General features: G+C 59.4%; 8 protein-coding genes. All 8 read right to left on the bottom strand.

From position 1 onward, the window contains the following. Positions 1-21: 21 nt before the first annotated feature. Positions 22-13,509 (bottom strand): filamentous haemagglutinin family protein, encoded by a 13,488-nt coding sequence (locus tag ACFPDR_RS01625; protein ID WP_376910314.1) that lies wholly within the window; start codon positions 13,507-13,509, stop codon positions 22-24. A gap of 222 nt (positions 13,510-13,731) precedes the next feature. Beyond that, positions 13,732-14,709, bottom strand: a complete 978-nt coding sequence (locus ACFPDR_RS01620) for a FecR family protein (RefSeq protein ID WP_376910313.1) — start codon at positions 14,707-14,709, stop codon at positions 13,732-13,734. Positions 14,710-14,719: 10 nt separating this feature from the next. After that, the gene (locus ACFPDR_RS01615) at positions 14,720-15,274 is read right to left on the bottom strand and encodes an RNA polymerase sigma factor (protein ID WP_376910311.1); all 555 of its coding nucleotides are present in this window, start codon (positions 15,272-15,274) and stop codon (positions 14,720-14,722) included. A gap of 3 nt (positions 15,275-15,277) precedes the next feature. Next, positions 15,278-15,886: an STN domain-containing protein gene (locus ACFPDR_RS01610; RefSeq protein ID WP_376910309.1), complete on the bottom strand. Its 609-nt coding sequence runs from the start codon at positions 15,884-15,886 to the stop codon at positions 15,278-15,280. 249 nt (positions 15,887-16,135) lie between these two features. Beyond that, positions 16,136-16,606, bottom strand: a complete 471-nt coding sequence (locus tag ACFPDR_RS01605) for a hypothetical protein (protein WP_371478230.1) — start codon at positions 16,604-16,606, stop codon at positions 16,136-16,138. Positions 16,607-16,760: 154 nt separating this feature from the next. Next, positions 16,761-17,741, bottom strand: a complete 981-nt coding sequence (locus ACFPDR_RS01600; protein WP_376910307.1) for a peptidylprolyl isomerase — start codon at positions 17,739-17,741, stop codon at positions 16,761-16,763. Between the two features lie 14 nt (positions 17,742-17,755). Next, complete coding sequence (locus ACFPDR_RS01595) at positions 17,756-18,289, bottom strand: YbjN domain-containing protein (RefSeq protein ID WP_376910305.1); 534 nt, start codon at positions 18,287-18,289, stop codon at positions 17,756-17,758. 32 nt (positions 18,290-18,321) lie between these two features. Further along, positions 18,322-18,972: a DNA repair protein gene (locus ACFPDR_RS01590; protein WP_321216657.1), complete on the bottom strand. Its 651-nt coding sequence runs from the start codon at positions 18,970-18,972 to the stop codon at positions 18,322-18,324. Positions 18,973-19,023: the final 51 nt, after the last annotated feature.

Here is a 19,023-nt window from a genome sequence, read left to right as displayed (position 1 = left end):
ATCAGATCTCCCAGGCTCAAGCTACAGTGTCATCCGCCGCCGCTCCTCGGGCGTCAAGCGATCCAGAGCGGATTGCGGATTGGCGCCCAGTCCCAGGACCTGCACCGTACTGTCTTGGCGATACGCAGAGGCATCTATCCTGGAAGTCGCTGGGCCTGCTCCTGATGATGTGGCCCCGCCCCCTGACTGCCCTGCATCCCCAAATCCCAGAATCTGCACAGTAATGACCGAAGGCAGATTCTGACGAGCCTGTGCACGAGCGCGGTTGACCGTATCCTGCGCCGCCGATGCGGCCGAAGACGCTGTCGCGCTGGCGCTACTCAAGGCGCCTGTGTTGACGGTCGCCACCACCGGAATTCCCTTGGACTCGCCCTGTACCTGAATATTGTCTGCATTGACCACACGCAAGGCGGCGATATTGATGTCGCCCGACACGCGAATCCCTGCCTCGCCCGCGTCCACCGTTCCCAATGGCGCAATCAGATCGATATAACCTGGCGGGACCTCGGGAACCGGGTTCAAGGTAGCAATACCTGCACCGGTATTGGGCGTTGATGGCGACAAGGCCACATTGCCAAACAGATCGTAAACACGACGCTGCGGTGTGTAGACCACCGTGGTCTTGCTACCCCGACCCGCGTTGATGTCCCCTGCTGCCGACCAGGCCAGAATATTGCCGCCAAAGGTCGTAAAGACCCGGCTCTGCCCCATCAGAATGTCGCTTTGCGAAAAGAAGTTGATATCCCCTTCCCCTTGCGTGATCACACCTGATCCTGGACCAGGGTTAAAGCCACCATCAATCCCCACCAGGGCACGACCGCCAGGAGTCAGGATGCTGATGTCCCCACCAAAGTTGGTGTGAATACCTGCATCCAGCACGTCGTAGAACGACACGTTGTAACCCGGACTGCCCAAGGCCTCCCACTCGGCCTTGGTGATGTAATCCAGCTTGGGATTAGGCCGGCTCTTGCCCGCCGTGTTGTTCACGTAATCCGCGTCGTAATACAGCGCACTGCTGTACATCGTCAAATCACCCGTATAGCTCAGGGCCTTGCCTTGAGCATCCTGTTCGGGGAACAAGGTGGCAATCGCTTCACGGCCACGTAAATAGCTGCCTGCACGCTTGCTGTCGTTATCGTTGTACTCACGGCCCGATGCCTTCAGCTCTGCGTAGTACACATTGCGCAGATAGCTGCGTTGCTGCTCGGGCGGCAAGGCCTCGAAGAAGCTGCGGGCGTCCATGCTGGCCGCATCAAAATGCAGGCCCAGGCCGTTCTTGTCGCCAAAGCGGGTGCTCAACCAGTTGACCAGATGCAGCTGGCTCTCCAGCTTGTACTCGCGCGCCAAGGGACGACTGGAGGCATTGCGGCCTTCAGCCCTGGCCTGATCGCGTACCTGGTCCAGCTCTCCCTGCTTCTCCTGCAAGAAGGCTTGTGCGCCGGATTCATCACCTGTGTAGCCAAACTCGCGTTGCAGCCATTGCCCCAGCGTCAGGCCACCGCTGTAGATATACAGCGCCTTGCCCTGTTGATCTGCAAACGGCAGCTCCAGATCAGCCTGATTCTCGGGGTTCAGATAGCGCGCCGCAAAATCGTTCCAATGCGCTCCTTCGCCCATTCCGGCCGAGACCGAAATACTGGCGCCACCACCACGACTATCGGACAAGGCACTGCTCAAGGGCCCCAGACTCTTGATCTCGCCCTTGTCAGCCAGATACACATGACGCCCAGCCGACACGTCCAGCAAACCTGGCCCCAAGATGTAGAAGCTGCTGTTACGGACATCCCGACCCGCTTCAACAATGGAAATATCGTCTGCCCAGGCATGGGTAATCAAATTACCGCGTGTCGTCGCAGTGGCACTCTTGGCCCCTGCCACGGCATCCTTCTGCCCCAGGCGTGTGCCCGAGTCGGTAATGTCACGCCCGGCCCGAATCGCCACAGGAACCGAGCCTTCCATACGTGAGCCCTGCGAGCCTGGAGGGTACCCCAACAACACTTCCTGGCCGACGCGCAAGCCAACAATGTCGCCGTTGACAGCGTAGTAACGAGCAGGCTGACGTTGAGCTGCGGCAGTACCGATATTGACCGGCGTACCAAACACAAACAAGGAACCTGTATTTTGACGGCCTCCGTACAGCGAAGTGACCGCCTTGCTGCTGACGGTGAACCAGTCGTTAAGCTTGACGGCCTCGCCATCCACATTATGAATAATGCGGGGGTTATAGCCGTACTCGCCGCCCCCTGTCTGCGACAGCAGGCCTACAAAGGCAGGACGGAAGGGGCTGGACATGGCCGCTGCGTCTGCCGCCGAGGCCGAGAAAACGTAGCCGGCCGCCTGAATGGAGCCCCCCGCCAGGAACTGCAGTTCACCACGCCCTGTTGCGTTGACAAACTGCTCGCCCATTGGCGAAGGGGCCAGTACCGTACCAAAGCCATAACGCAATATCGAATTGCTGGATACAGTGGCATCGCTGGCACTGGCTCCATACTGAATATTGCCGTTGGCGGCCGCCGCACGCAGGATAGAAGGATAAAAATGACCATCTGCGTTATGAGACTGGTTGCGGCCTGGGTCGCCCCAACGCGTATCCTCATACGCATTGCGCTCATCCCAGGACGTGGTGGGCGTCAGGTTGCCCCCCACACTCAACAAATCAATCGCCGTCGCCGGTGTCCACAAGGAGAACCAGGACCAGCCATTGCCGTCATAGTGCTGGCCATCTACGGAAAAAGGCGTTGAGCTTAAGGACAAGGTACGCCCTGGGTCTACCGTACTGCCCAGCACCAGATCTCCCCGCGTTTGCATGCGTACTGCGGAATCACCCAAGACCAGAATCGGACCACCGGTTGCGGCCCCTCCGCCGCTAGCATAAATATTGCCAGGACGCGTATCCATTTGATCTGTTCCACCAAAGCCCAGCTTTACCCCACCAACCGCGCCGGCATCCAAAGCAATGGCTCCTCGCAAATTCACCAAAGTGCTGTTCAGGTCATGCTCGTTCAAGCGCACATCGGGGTTCGGGTTCAGTGTGCCGCCCAGGCGCAGGACCAGGTCCCCGCCACCTGTCTGTACCAGTTCGCCCCCCGGGGTGATTCGGCCTGTGCTGCCCACCACCAGATGCAAGCCCTGGCTGCGCGGCGTATGCGTCTGCTGATTCCAGCTGCTGCGAATACCGCGCTGGTTCAACATGCCGGCATCCGCCCCGGCCTCCACGGTCAAGTTGCCACCACCCAAAGTACCCACACCGGTAAAGCCGGCCAGGAAAGGATCGTTGGCAAACAACCAGGTGTCGTACTCGCTATACCCGCCATTTGCGGTACCCGCCACATATGTCCCGAAGTTGACCCACCAGGCACTGGGAGTCCCTTCCGAGGCTGACACTGCACTACCCGTTCCCTGGCGCCACAACCAGTTACCCACTGCCGTAGAAGCAATCTGCTGACGCGTGTTGTAGAAGGTGTAGCTCAGATCATTCTTGCCGTCGTTATTGCCGACCAGATCCCCCTTCACACTGCCTTGAGCACGCAGCAACACATTGCCGCCCTTTTCGGGATACCAGGCCTGATACAGGCTGTCCGCACCACCGTCGACCAGCGACTCGAAACGCTTGCCTTCCGCACGCAAGATCGTGCCATCGAACAACTTGCCACGCGCCTGGTTATAGGCCGCCCCCATCGATGCCGACGGCGTGCCCGCGGTGTAGACCCCATACAGCGAATTCATCTCGATGTCGCCACCAGACACCAGATCCAGGTCACCCACGCCCGTACGCAGGACACTGAACAGTTGCTCACGGGCGGGCTGTTTCACGTCTTGCATCTCGGGCGGTGTAGCGGGCGAGAGCTCGGCGGCCATATCGCCCATGCCAAAAATATTCAGTTCAGTGACATCGGCGCCGATAATGCCGTACGCTTGCAGCTCTTCGATCTGCGCCTGTGTCACCTGCTCACCAGAGACAGGCACAAAGCTCAACCAATAGCCCCCCGCCAGCAATTCAATCAGCTCTTCAAAGCGGCTGACCTCTCCCCAGCCATACACCGCTGGTTTACCCGTTCCTGGAATTTCGATTGATTTCACGCCAAGGCCAAAGTGCGTATCCGCCAGCATCAAGCGACGCTCGGTATCAATCAACGTCAAGCGATTATCCGCTGCCGAGGTATCCGCCCCGGCAACCAGACGCAAATCCCAGGACTGCGAGCCAGCGGCCAACATGGGGGCCAGAGCCAGCATGCGACCTTGCGTGTCATCCCCATCTCGAGGACGAAGATCGACCATCACGGCCCCGCCCGGCAATACCACGTCCGTCTCGGAAGGCACCAGCGCCCCTTTCTTCAAGGCAACCTGCTGGTTCAATTTCATGAGCACCGGCAAGGGCACGCCTTTGGGCCACAGAGTGGCCGCCATTTGCGCATCCTCCGGCAAACGGAAGCCCGCTGCCAACTGCATATTGGCTTGTAGTGTCACAGCCTCTTTCAAGACCGTGCCAGCGGCATAAACCACTTGCCCGGACGCATCCAGCACGGCCGCTGACAGCACCGTTCCTGCCTGCAAGGACAGGCCTTGCGCCAGACTCATCAGGCTGGGGATTACGGTGCCGCGTGGCAAGCTCATGCCCTCCACGGGCAGATCATAGTTAACGGTGCGACCGGCCGCGAACTGGGTCCCCACGTCCAGCGTGGCCATGCCGCCATGGGGGATGATGAGATCACCGCCAAAAGGCATACGACCTGCGGGCAGAACCCAGCCACCATCATCAGCCGTGACACCCAGCACGGAGGTATTGAAGCCATCCGTCAAACTGCCAAAAATCGTCAGATCTCCAGCGGCGCGCAATACCAGGGCCCCGGCCTCGCCCGAGCCATATACCGAGCTTTTCTGAGCATGAGGATTGACGCTGGCATAGCGGTAGCCCGACAGATCAATATCCCCATCCACATGCAGATCACCATCTGGATTCGTGACGGCATTGCTGACAATCTCCACACCAGGGCGCAGGTGGAATTGATCACCATAAGCACGCAGCCCGGCCAGCTTGCCTTGCATCAAGGCCTGATTCGCCAGAGCCTTGTTGATGAAGGTTTCACTATCCAGATGCTTCTGACGCAAGTAGTCCTGATCGATACGCTGGTAGCTGCGACCATCTACCGTTTCATCAAGGCCGAGCTGCGCATCGTCGTATTGCTGGAAAGCATTGACGGCAATCGACCTGGCCCCGGTAATGTTGAGTGCACCGCGTGCATCAATATCGACATCGTTGCCCGTCGCGCCACCCAGACGCGGTGCGTTCAGAGCGACAGTGCCGTAATTCGCATGGGAACCAGCCACACTCAGATTCATGCGCATGCCATCGGCCAGAACCAGACGACCCAGGCCCGAATCAATTTCAATGATGGCCCGGTTAGGTGCTTCAATCACTTGGCCGTAACTGTCCCGACGCAGCACACTGGCACTGGCATCCAGCACGGCGCTGCCAGTCAGGGTCACCCCTCGCTTGGCAGCCAGGCGAATGCTGCCCGCCTGCTCACCGCTGGCATCAATGGTGCCGTTGACCGTCAGGCTGCCATTGTCCACGGAGACATTGATTTCACGCGCTTTAAGCTCGTTGCCAATGAGCAGATCCCCCTGGCGCAATTGGAAGCTGCGACCACCCCACACCGATCCTTCATTCAGACGGGCGTTAAGTCCCGCAAAGTCCGCAATCTGCTGTCCACGCAGCTCAATAAAGCCGGAGGCAAAAGGCACCAAGGTACCGCCCGCATCGTAATGCCCTGTTCCAGCTCCCGACATACGGCCACGCAAGTCCACCAAGCCGTTCAAGGCCAGGGCCGTCAGTTTGCCTGCACGATTGTGCTGGGCCGATACATCAATCAGGGACTCCGCCGCTTGGGTCACATTGCCGCCGCGACTCTCCAGCACAACCTCGCCACCCCAGCTGTACTTGTTCACATCAAAGAAGCCGATCGGACGCCCTGCCAGATCCAGTTGCGCACCGTCTTGCAGAACCACATCGTCCTGAGCAGACAGCTTCAGCTTGCCGCTAGGCAGCAAGGCCGCACTGTCCCAGACCAGAGACCTGGCAGCATCCAGGCTCAACTCGGCTCCCAAGGCGTGCACTGCTGTGGCCAGATCAGGCTGCACCGTGCTGCCCCCCTGCGGACGAGTCACCGCAATGTTGCCACCTGCACGGATGTTGGTGACCGAACCAGCCTGTCCGGTAAACAAGGGGGTGCTGATGTTCAGATTGCCGCCCTGATAGGTCCAGCCATTGCTGGCTGCATCCCAGGCACCACGACTGTGGTACACGGACAAGCTGCCCTTGTGATTGGCTGTGATGCGCTCGGAAGCATTCAGGTTCACGCTGCTAAAGCCCAAGGCCAGACGGTCGTGCATGCCCACGGTATCGGGCTGGCTTTTCGGGCCGTAACCAAACTCAATCTGCTGAGCATCAAATACCAGACGGCCATTCCCCGTGCCAGCGCCGCCTTCCACGATGCTGCCCGCCGGTGTCGTGGCTCCGTTCCAGACCAGAATTCCGGTTTCGATACGTGCTTCACTATTTGCGTCGCCATAGCCATAAATGGCAGCTGCGCTTAACACCAGGCGCTCCAGTGCCGACTTGCCTGTCACCGGGTCCAGCGTGCTCAAATTGACATCACCATAGAAGTTGACGGAGTCACGCGCCGTCAACACCAGGTTCTCCAATGCAGGCGCCCCCATCTGGGTATCGCCGCGCAGCAAGCGCTCCAGCACACGTTGATTCAGCGTCAGACCGGAGGGCAAGATACCCGCAGCAGACGCGTCGGACAGGGCCTGCGCTCCGCCCACATTGATGCCACCCATAGCCAGCACCAGATTGCGTGTGCCATAGCGCACCGACTCATCCAGCTCAAAGGTTTTATTGGTGGCAGCAGTAATCGTGCCTTCAGAATACAAGCGGGTTTCACCCGAACAACTGCTACCGACGGCACAAGTCCCAATATGCAGAAAGCCCGCCCCTACCGTGCCCCAACTATCGTCGTTGCTGGGTGCAGTGACATCCAGCCAGCCATTGCTCAAGGCCAGAACCCCTTTCTGACCGGGCTGCAACACATAGCCTTCGCTGGAGTCCCAGGGCGCGGCGCCTTTGCCCAAGGTGTTGATCGTGGCGCCCTGCTCAACTGTCAGGCCCTTTTCACGATTACCCACCACCAGAAATACCTGCGCAGCTTCCAGCACGGCGCCGCCGCGAATATAGATTTCATCTGTGCGCGTGTTGCCCAGACTGACACGCCAGGCATCACGGGTCGAACCATAACCTTGCAAGGCAAACGTGGAGGTAGGTGAACCCCCGATACTGATGCCTGCCGCCCCCAGGCGATTGAGCACACCGGACTCTACCGACATACCATCAAAGCCTGCGGTCGGCGCTGCCCCATCAGCCAGCACTTCAATGCGCTGACCAGTCAGCACCACATTGCCCCCACGGCCATTCTGGGCCGGTTCAAACTTGGCAACACCGGACGCCACCTGCAAACGGTTCGCCTCCAACTGCAGTTGGCGGGCATCCCGCTCCAGTTGAGGGCGCGGGACGCTATCACGCATGGCCCAGTCCAACCCAAACTGCGAGTAAGACGTTTCGTTGTACTGGGAATACTGGCGCAGGGTGTCTGCCGAGGTCAGCACCACGCGCGAGGGCATGGCATCCATGACATGGGTATTGGCGATCCCCAAACGGGCGGCCACATTGTAGGAACCATTACGCATGGCAATGGTGCCACCCATAGCCGCACTGGCACTGCCCGAACCACTGATTTCAACGCGGTAAGCACCAGGCAACAAGGCGTAGGTAGAGGGCAGCAAGGTATACGTCCCTGCGGCCAGGCCCGGTACGCCCTCTCCGATATGAATCTGGCGTCCCACCATAGGATCGCCTGCACCATTGTCGGCCGCCAATGGCGCCACCACTTGCTGTACACCTGGCACGACGGCATAGACCGGGTTGCCAGAAAGCTCGGGCAGCATGAAGCCGTTATTGGTGCTCTGAATCAGGGGATGCAGACGGGCATCCGTAGAACCACCCCGCCCAGGCAGGAAACCTGCTCCTGTCAGTTCCCCACCACCCGACAGATCCAGCAAGGCACCTTCTTGCACGTCCACGCTGGTGGCTTTCAGGCTGAGATTACCCAGCAGACCGCCCAGGCCCACATAAGGCGCATCGCTACCTGCATAGTTATAGGTCAGCCCATCCACCGTCCCGCCGTAGGGCATGATCAAACCCGCGGCACTGACCGAGGTAATACTGCCAGGGCGCATCACCATGGAGGTTGGGGCTTGCGAGGCGCCACCTACACCCACCCCCAACTCCAACTGCCCCAAGGGAGCCAGCAACACACCGCCCTGATCAATATTGCCCGACATCAGGCGCAAGACACCCAAGGCAGAATAAGGCTGGGCGACAGAGCCACTGCCAATGCGCTCGATACGCAAGCTGCGCTGCGGGTCATACTGTGTCAGCGGGTTATTCCACTGATCGCGCTGGATATAACGGCCCGAAATCACCTCCGCCGTCACGCCAGTTCCCGGATAGATGCGGCCAGCCGCCAGCACCAGATCCCCTTCGGTCAGCAGCTGTGTACGATCACCGACCGCATGCCTCAAGAAACGAAGATCGTTCTGCGCGCGCAGATCCACCGTATCAAAACCGGCACGCGATACCTCGGCCTTGCCACTTTGCAAGGACCGGCCCAACGCACCGAAGGCGATCTGGTTGGCAATGTCCAGCACATTGGCATCGATACGCAGATAGGAGTCTGGCAACAGCTCGGGCAACCGGCCTTCATTACTGTTCAGAGCCTGAATCAGCGGAGTCACATACTTGTCGCGGGTGGGATGCGTTGCCCCTGCCAAACGGACATGAGGCGCGGCCAGCTTGACCGTAGCACCGGGCATAGAGCCAGGTGCCAAGGCAATCTTGGGGGTGGCCAGATGCAGGCTTTGGCCCATCTGCAAATCCACACCGTTTTCAATCGACAAAATGCCGTTGGACAGCAGGGCCAGATTATCAAAGCCCCCCGCCTGAATGCGGTCCACACCCACACGAGCATGGCCGTAGACCAAACCCGCATCAGCACGACCAGCTTGCAGATCAAGCGGCAGATTTTCCAGTTGCTGCTCTTGCACCAAGGTCATTTCGCGGTGTGCCAACACGCGATCACCCGGCCCACCTGACATTTCATAGTTCGGCGACTCCAGGGCGACCGACAAAGTTCCGCCCGCCGCATTGACACCACCGGCCCAGGCCTGCATATCGCCATCCAGATACAGCCCGTTGAAGCTGGCCAGATGAATCACACCGCCATTGGAAGCGATGGTTTGCGCGCCCTGACCAGGCATGTCCAAAGTCGCTGCGGCTCCGGATGCCAGCAGGCGCGCGCCTTCGCGCACAATGACAAAGCTGTCGATAGCCTTGACCTGCGTCGCAGCCTGCTGATACTTGCTGCCAATTTCGATACGGCCACCATTGAGCACCTTGCCGTAGCGTTGACCCTGGGCATCGACAGCCGTCATGGCTTTGCCCGACACATCCAGCACGGCATTGCTGCCCAACCAGATCGAACCGTCGTGTCCTTTGAGGTGGCGCACGTCCTCGCTACCAGCACTCAGGCCATAGATACCGATCTTGCCGCCCGAGGCTCGCAAGGAGCCATCCACCGTAATCTGACCGCTGCCTTGCAAGACAATATTGCGACCATCATCTACGCTAATCTGCGCCGCCTTGCCCACGGACAAGGTGGGGCCACTGGGGTCCACATCTTGCTGCTTGTACTCAAAACCTGCCGTCAAGCTCAGATCGGCACCGCCGCGCTGGCTGATCGAGCCTTTTTCGGGCGATTCGCTGAACTCGGGTGGCAACCACAGGGAGGCAACCTGACTCAGATCCCCACCGTTGGCCAGTTGACGTGCAGCGGGCAGATCCAGCTGCATGACGGGCATGTTCAGCGCCAGATTGGCCCCTTCTGCCACGGCCACGCCGTAGCCGCCTATCACGTCATAATTCGCAAACCCTTTCTGGAACAGGCTGCTGTCCAAATGCAGCATGGACCCCACGGCCACATCCTGCGTCAAGCGCGTTCCGGCACGCAGCAAGGTGCCTGCGCTATAGCTCAAATCGGCATGAGCGACGGTGCCAGCTTTGTAAACGCCGGGTGATGGCGCAATGGCGATGCCATCAGGCAGGATATCTGCCGGCACCACATAGTTGGTCGGGAAGCTGGCGGGATTCATGATCTCCATGATCACCGTTCCCGCTGGCAAGGTTGGCGCCACGCTCCAGCTATAACCGTCTACCCGCAACTGCTGGCCATTGGACAGCCAAACCGTATAACTGGAGTTCTCGTTGCTTGGCTTGGGCAAGGTCCAGGGGGTCGTCAAATGAATCCAGCTGGACTGATTGGCCTGCTCAACCTTGGGCGCCCCGCCAATCACCTCACCAGCGGCGGCATGGGTACGCATGTAGTGGAAATCCACCGGCAAAATCGCACCAGCAGCAATGGTAAAGGCCTCGGTCGTCAGCAAATCGGCCAGAGAGCTTTGACCCGCCTGCAGGACACCATCACTGCCCTGCACCGTACCACCCAACACGACAGTCTCCCCGGTCTGCAAGCGCAAGGTGCCACCACCAGCCACACCATGACCACGGATTTCACCCTCGAAGACCAGTCGTCCACCTATGCCGGATACGCCGGACATATACGCATCAGCGGCCAGAGTTATATTGCCACCCTTGCCACCTAGCACCGAGCCATCGGCCATATAGGCCGCCGCCGAGGAGACGTCCAGCAGCGCGTGTTCGGCCACAGTCACATCACCGCTGCTGCGCAAAATGATTTCACCACCATTACGCCACGGCAGATAGCGCATCGCGCGGCTATCCAGCTCCTGATTGCTCCAGAAGCCTCTGGTATCCAGGGTGACACCTGAGTCAATTCGTGTGGCAGCGATAGCGCCGGCTGCCACATCGGCAATCTTGCTGGATTGCCAGCCCAAACTGGCGCTGGTCCATTTATCCACCAGATCACCCAGCACAATACGGCCACCGCGTGCCGTCAGGTCAGCCTTCACATCGACTTGATTGGCATGCAGCGCGATCTCGCCCCCCAGAGCAAGCTCCAGCGCGTCATTGACTTCCACACTTTGGCTGGCATAGGCACGTAGAGCCCCCAGACCCATTTGCGTCAACCAATCGGAATCCAGGCTGATGCGAGAAGGGCCGGGCGTCGCGTCGGACTGCTCACCCCCCTCTTGCGCCTGAGCCTTGCCAATCACAATCTGCTCAACCACTGCACTGGGGCTATAGCGCAGATTCTGCGTGTCCTTGTCATAAACCGGCATCCAGCCACCCAGAATCAGCTCGGCCCGACGCGCTACAGCCGTTTGTGACTGCTGATAGCCATCCAGCTTGGGAGCCGGTGCCTGAATCTGGCGCGGGCCCTGGTAAACCTCGGATTCAATATGCCCTTGCAGGTCCGCCGCCTTGGTCGAAATAACCAGGCGGCCCGCATCACGTCCTACCGTATAGCCTTCTTCGTAACGCTGGGTAGGAGCCAGAATCGGGTTATAGAAGCTGCGGGTTTGACCCCAGCGTGCGCTGGTCTGCTCGTAACCTTTGTACAAGCCGGTGTAGAGCAAATCGCCCGGCGCATTATCGACCGTATACAGACGGCCATCCACACCCCGCAGCCAGCTTTGACGCAGATAACCGCTTTGTACATCCAGCGTGCCGCCCGACAAGTTGATCAAGGAGCCGGGACGCGTCACCACGCTGGCACCGCTGAACTGCACGGTGCCGCCCTGGGCAGCCCACTCGCCAATACTATGGCTGGCGACGCCCAGATAACCACCCACTTCCAGTAGCCCGCCCGCGGTGTACCAACGGTCCTTTTCATAGCCATTGGTGCCAGCAGGAACAAACACCAGGTTGCGGCGATCCAGCCAGACATCGCTGCTGCGCAGATTGTCGCCCTCGCGGTTGACCGGAGCGTCGCGCTGCTCATTGCCCTGAATGTTGATCATCAGGTTGTTGGCTTCCATCGCCACCCGAACGCCCACATGGCCGGACACATCAATCACGGCGTCCTGACGTACCTCGCTGTTCCTGGCCGCGTCCACAAAGACCTGACCACCCGTCGCCAGCGTCAGGCTGTCGGCGTCAAAAACCACATCGCCACCGCTGGCAATCTGCACCAGCGACTGATCACGGCGATGACGCAGGCCGTCGCCTTCCTTGTCCGATTCCTTGATCAAGGCTTCGCGTTGTACATCCAGGGCGGTGGCGGCGCTTTCGTCCAGCACAATCGCTGTGACGCTATCCTTGCCCAAGGTCACACTGGATTGAGCATCCGTCTTGTTGTTCTGCAGATGAATCGTGCCTCGGTTGTGAACCGAGGTGCTGGCCACCAGCACGCCGTCCTGGCTGATCGTGCGCCCGGCCAAGGTGATGTCGCCCGTTGCGGCTTGAATCACGCCCGTATTGCGAACCAGGCCCGCCTTGTCGGATGCCCCTGCCTGAGCTACCACCGTGTTGCCACGGGTGGTGGAATTGACGTTTTCCTCTGTCCCCATCCCCTTACGGATGATGAAGTTCTCGCCAGCGGCCAAGGCAGCCTGCCCGCCCGGGGTCGAGATACTGCCTGCATTGTGCACTTCCTGCCCCAGCAAGAGCACATAGCCCCCGCCCTGGTTCACGGTCTCGGACGCATGTGTGCCGATACGTGCACCGGCGTGTATCTCGATCTTGCCTTGCGCATTAGTGAAGGACGCCGTGTTGGCGTCCTTGCCATACAAACCTTCCTTGAATTGCTGGTCCGTGATCTTGGCGGCGGCTGTCACCAGATTGCGCACGTTCACTTGAGACGTGCCGCTGAACACCACCCCGTTCTGGTTCACCACCATCACGGTGCCATCACCCTTGATGGCGCCTTGAATCTGGCTCGGGGCGGTATCCGCTCCCACAACACGGTTCAACACCGCATCGGACGCTTTTTGCTGGAACTGCACCGTGGTGTTGCGGCCCACGTTAAAGCTTTCCCAATTCAGTACGGCTTTGCTTTCGGTCTGCTTGATGGCAACGGTGTACTGACCATTGTCTTGTGTGTGCACCGGACGCTCTGCGCCGGTCCAGACGTGCAGATTGCCTGCAGCATCACGATCCCACACCCCGCCTTGCACATAACCGTCCGGCACACCGGCTTCTTTGGCAGCAGCCTCGCGCGCGGCTTTTTGTGCAGCTTGCTGAGCAGCAATCGCACTGGCGGTACGACCCAGGTTCTCGACCGAACGGGCCAATTGCTGACGTGCTTCGGCATGTTGACGTGCCGCCGAATTCAGCACGCCACTGTTGGGGTCCACCATCCCCCCTTGTGCGCCCGAAACATTGCGCTCTACCGCGCCGCGAGCCGCAAACCAGGCTCCGGACACCGGCTGACTCTGAGCATAGACCTGCCCCCCCAAACCACCGCTTACCAGCAAAGCGGCTATCGCGCGGGCAAGCGGCGTAAGACGATTTCGGGTCTTGTCGCGAGGAGCTCTATCGACAGGGTTTCTAGGATCAGATGACTTGGAAGACAAACTGCGTAGGCGTGGCGACATTGCTTGAGTTTCCCGACTTAAGACTGGAGGGATTTCGTATCCATATCTACAAGACTGGTTCTGGCGAGAAATCAATCATGCCTATTTTGTTACTTTATGTAACTAAGCCTGCCTTACCAGAGCAATACCACCCGCCAACTCTTGCACCCGTATGCCGGACATGGCGCGCAGCATATCCAGGGCCAAATCCATATCGCTGATGGACAAGCTCAAGTACACCGGGCGGCTCTTCAAACTATCGCTGTAAATCACGATTTTTCCGGGCCGATAGCGGTTCAATTCTTCAACCACATCGGCCAGGGGCTGGCCTTCAAAAGCCAGATAGCCACGCCGCCAGGAACTGACCTGATCCAGATTGGGACGCTGCACCGCATGGATGCGTTCATAGTCGTAAACCGTTTGCTGGCCTGCCTGCAACGTGACGGTTTGATTCGCCTGCACCTGGACCTGCCCTTGCAGGCACGTCACCGTTACGTTCTTCCCCGTGTAGCGCACGTTGAACTGCGCCTGTTGCGCTTGCATGCGCCCTGGCCCAGCCTGGACGTGGAGGTGACTGGCCGCTCCATCCAGCACCCGGATTTCGACTTCACCTTCAACAAGCTCAATACCTGCTCCCTGGGCGGTATCACGGCGGTTGATGCAAGTTTGCGTGTTCATCTGAATGGCAACGGCCTGCCCCAGTTGAATCTCGCGCTGCTCGCCCACCCCTGTTCGAAAATCCGATGTCAATTCCGTGAACGATGGCCACAAGCCCCAGGGCGGATGTACCACTCCCACCACCGCCAGGGCCGAGGCTGCAAAAGCTCCCCCCATGAAGGCGCGCCGGGCCGTAAATACGGGTGAGGCAGCGGGAGCTTTCCATTCCGGCAACAAGTCTCTGGCAGCCTGCAAACCCGGCGTTACCGTGTCCATCGTTACCGTCAGCTCCTGCCAGGCCACGCGATGTTCGGGACTTTGCTCCAGCCATTGTTGAAAGCTCTGCGCATCGGACTGCCGGGCACTGCCCGAATGCAGCCGCACCCACCATTGATTGGCTTGGGTACGCACGGCGTCAGACGGAGAGGAGGAAGAAGAACTCATGGGGCAAAACTTAAGCGTCGGTAAGGCTGTCGGAGACTCTGACACCCACAGCATCATTGAATTGTTCCGCGCAACGCAGTCGCAGATAGTCCAGCGCGCGCATCATTTCCTTGTTCACCAGGGAAACCGAAATATTGTACTGTTTGGCGATCTGGGCATAGGTCAGACCATCTACCCGCGAAGCCATCAAAATCGTGCGTTGACGAATAGGCATGTCCTGCAGCACAGCCAGCAATTGCGCCGTCGTGATGCGCGCCCAGGCACAACGCTGGGTATCGTAGGTGTCATCGGCAATATGGCTCAAGGCGTCCAGATCCATGGCAGTCAGCAAGCTGTTGCGCTGTTTGTAGGAATCAATGGCGATATGGGTGGCCATGCGCAGCAAGTAGGCCTCGTCATTGTTCACCGATACCCCGTTGCCTACTCCCCCTATCCGTATCCAGGTTTCCTGCAAGGCATCCGCCGCATCTTCACGCGAACCTATCGTGCGCTCCAGCCGCCGACGCAAATGCGTGTAACGGGCGATCAGACTTTGGCGCAAACGGCTACGCAGTGCTTCGGACATGATCTACTTCCCGGCCTGCACAGGGCAGTCGTCACGCACATGGCCCGAGACGGGAGCCAGCAACAGGACCAAGGGTTGCGGCAGACTGGCATCCGGGGCCACGCCCATTGCCAGTGAGTCCAGCACCTGACTGATCGCCTGATCGCGGCTGGCCTGCCCGGTCGAGCCCAACAGGTGCACGCGTTCCACCTGCCCCTGCGGGTTCAGCCACAGCTGCATGGCCAGCCGGTACGCGCCGGGACGGGTCTGGGGCGATCGGCACAAGGCATTACGCACAGTCTGCTGGACTCGGGTGACATAGGCACTGTAATCACGGGCGCCATCACGCACGCCCGAGATGTGATTCAGATTCAAGGGGCGCTGGCCGGTGGCCACTTTGCCCGGCCTGCTATCGGGCAAGCGGATCACAATCGAGCGGTTATCCACGTAATAGGCTTGCAAGCCCGAACCATGCAGCAAGGAGGACAGGGCTTGCTTGCGCGTCATTTCGCCGCGCACGGCTGGCATGGGTCGCTGCGGATCGGCACCGTCCAGCAGCACAGAGAGATCAGAACGTTGACCATACGCTTTCAAGGCCTGAGCCAAAGGCTGAGCCTGAATGTCGAAAGACAAACGTTCGGAAGAATTTAGCAGGGTGTCAGCATCAGACCGGGCAACTGCGAGACTTGCACAGGCAAATAACAAGAAAGCGCCGAGTAACACCGCCACACTGATCGCCACCTGAGTCATGGTCATGCGCACGTTAATAGGTCTAGCCGCGGCGTCGGACAGTGAAACGAAAAGGGGTGAGGCGAGGCGATTGTAGAAGTCCCCAATGACAACATAGTGACAGTTCCCGCCCGCTTTACTTGCCAAACCACCTTAGCGCAGCACCAGCCAGGGCGTAGCGCCCTGCAGGTGTTCACGCATCTGTTCCAGGCTGCGCTCCAGCGCCTGAGCATCCTGGCGGTACAGATGAATCAAGGAAATCAGCGGCGAGCGGGTATCAATCAAATATTGATTCGCCCCGTTCAAGGCAGGCACACACAGCACAGGCCGGTCGGCCAGCAAGCGCCAGCGCAAGGTCAGGTCGCGCGTTTCTTTCAGATTGAAATGCCAGTGGCGCGAGACCTGCGCACGGCGTATCAAATTCTGGCTGACACCGACTGAGTGCAGGGTCTGGTGGCTGGGGATCAGGTCTGGATGAGGCAGGCAGTGGCGCAATAAATACGCGCACACTGCCGCCAGAGGGGAGGCATGGTAGATGGAGATGGAAGAAGTTCTGGCACTGAACCACGGCGTGGCTTCATGCTGCTTTTCCCAATGCGTACTGCTGATCCGCCACAATCGCATGCCATTCTCCTTCACCCGCCCTGCCCCTGGGCCTGCTGCCTGCTGCCTGCTGCCTGCTGCCTGCTGCCTGCTGCCTGCTGCCTGCTGCCTGCTGCCTGCTGCCTGCAACATTTTTCCCGGTACAAACAGCCAGCATCACCCCCAGGGTTCAAGACTATGGGGTCTGCTGCAACAACTGACTCAACACCTTGCCATCCACGCTTACCGTATCGGCATCCAGCATGCCGGCCACATAGGCCTGCGTTGCTTCCTGCTGTCGCTGACGACGCAAGGCATCGCGTAGCGCCGGCTTCACTTCCTCCAGCGAACGCACGCTGGCCGGGCGCAGATCAGTCAATTGCAAAATATGCACACCATCGGCCTGCACAATCGGATCACTCAGCTGGCCCGGTTCCAGCTTGGCAACCGTGGCACGCATGGCAGGCACCAACTGGCTCATCGGTAAAAAGCCATTGTCGCCACCCCGCTCGGCACTGATTTTCTCGTCCGAATGCTCTTTGGCCAGCACCGCAAAATCCGCCTTGCCTTCGCGCATTTGCTTGACCCAGGCATCGGCCCGTTTCTTCGCTTGCGCCAAAGCCTGTTCGTCCTTGTCCGGCACGCTTAAAAAGATCTGGCTCAAGCGATACATGGCCGGCAACTGGAACTGATCCTGATTGGCCTGATAAGCCGTTTGCAGATCCTGCTCGGACGGGTAATCTGCTGCAGGTTCAGACACGGATTGCAGATAGCTGCGCAGGATCACCTGATTCTGCGCTTCTTCAATGGCACTGCGTATCTCGGCCTTCTTGTCCCATTCCTGAGCCTTGGCCTGCTCTACCACGGCTTTCTCGGCCAGGCGGCTGCGTAGCCACTGCTCCAGCACCACGCGATCATTACGCATGGCTTCACGCTGGGCTGCGGGCAAAACCTGCAGGAACTGCTGTAGCTCGTCCTGGCTGACCACCACCTGTCCCAGCGTGGCGACCGCCGGCGTCGCAGCACTGCTTTTTGCCGTCGATGCCGGAGCGCTGCTTTGTTGCCCGGCAGCTTGCGGCTGCTGGGCTTGAGCATCGCCATTTTTCCCACAACCCACCAACAGGGCCGACAGGCTCAGAGCCAGCACACTTTGCAGCAGAAATTTGGGGTGTGTCATCGTGCTCACCTGATTCAAGCTTGTGCCGCTTCAGTTTGTTCAGCGTCGACAGGCGCAGTAGTCTCTTGGGCTACTTCTGGCTGAACAGCAACCGCTTCACCCTTGTCGGCACTCTGGGTTTCATTATTGGCCGCCGCATGCTGACGCAAAAACAGCAGGAATTCCTGCAACAAGCGGTCCCACAATTCAGCGGTAGCTTGCAGGTAGCTTGGTGCAACGCCACCGGCCACGATAACGTCCATTTCCAGCACCAGAAACTCGCCTTGTACCGCTAGGCGAGCAAAACGCTTGCCAATATTCCAGGCCGATTCGATACCGGCAGGCATCTCGCCTTGAACGCGCAAAGCGCAGCTCAAGGTGTAATCCAGTGCCTGGTCCGCCTCATGCGCAGGATTACCCAGGCGCAGCGCAAAGCCAATGCCTTGCGAAGCCGACAAGAGCTGGCGATTACCAGCCTGCTCGGACTCGGTCACGCGATAGCCCATCTGTTGCAACAACTCCTGCAATTGCTTCAAGGAGACGGATTGGATGGTTTGGGAGTCAGTCATACATATTCCTTGTGGGTATCAATCAATAAGGCTCAGGGCGCGACAGGCGGCTGTTCCGACGACGTGGCACCGGGCGTGTACAAGCCGTCGTAAAGCTTGTCGCCCAGCGCCTGAGCGTGTTCGTCAAACTTCACGCGTGCCGAGCCGGCCAGCGGTTGTCGGATCTTGAGCAAGTCGCCCGTGCTGAACTGTTCGTAAGCCGCCAGGATTTCTTTCCCGGCTGCATACAGTTCCTTGTTTTTTGCTGTACACAGCGCCAATTCCTCTTCGCGCTGGGCCAGACTGGTCGCCAGGCTGGCACGTTGCGTTTCAGTGGCACGAGCTTGCTCCTGCAAGGTTTCAAACTCGTTACGCGCACGGCCTAATTGCGATTGCGCAGCGGCCACTTGTTGACGCGCAGACGTCTTGATGCCGTCCTGCTCATCTTGCAAGGTCTGAGCCTGCTTGCTGGCCTTGTCCAAACGGGCCTTGAGCTGTTCGACCTCCTTGCGGGCCGCATCACGTTCGGTTTCTGCGGCCGTCTTGGCGGCCGTCAACTGCGCTTGCTGGCTTTGCAACTGCTGCAATTGCTGCGTGCTGGAGCGCAACTGCGTGCGCAGCCGCTCCTCCATATCCGATTTTTGTGCCATGGCTGGGCCAGCCCATTGGCCCAAACCCGCCAGCAGCAGCGCGCCCAGCGTCATGAGAAAAGGCTTGCGCCCACTTGGCTGCACACACGGCTTCCAGGATGAGTT

It is taken from the genome of Alcaligenes sp. GCM10023179, from assembly GCF_042653705.1.
GTDB lineage: Bacteria > Pseudomonadota > Gammaproteobacteria > Burkholderiales > Burkholderiaceae_B > Alcaligenes > Alcaligenes phenolicus.
This window is presented reverse-complemented; position numbering and strand designations above follow the sequence as displayed.

What these genes read in the sequence shown, in the direction of transcription:
- ACFPDR_RS01620 (WP_376910313.1), bottom strand. Translation starts at nt 14,709, where the DNA reads ATGAGTTCTTCTTCCTCCTCTCCGTCTGACGCCGTGCGTACCCAAGCC.
- ACFPDR_RS01615 (WP_376910311.1), bottom strand. Translation starts at nt 15,274, where the DNA reads ATGTCCGAAGCACTGCGTAGCCGTTTGCGCCAAAGTCTGATCGCCCGT.
- ACFPDR_RS01605 (WP_371478230.1), bottom strand. Translation starts at nt 16,606, where the DNA reads ATGCGATTGTGGCGGATCAGCAGTACGCATTGGGAAAAGCAGCATGAA.
- ACFPDR_RS01600 (WP_376910307.1), bottom strand. Translation starts at nt 17,741, where the DNA reads ATGACACACCCCAAATTTCTGCTGCAAAGTGTGCTGGCTCTGAGCCTG.
- ACFPDR_RS01595 (WP_376910305.1), bottom strand. Translation starts at nt 18,289, where the DNA reads ATGACTGACTCCCAAACCATCCAATCCGTCTCCTTGAAGCAATTGCAG.
- ACFPDR_RS01590 (WP_321216657.1), bottom strand. Translation starts at nt 18,972, where the DNA reads ATGACGCTGGGCGCGCTGCTGCTGGCGGGTTTGGGCCAATGGGCTGGC.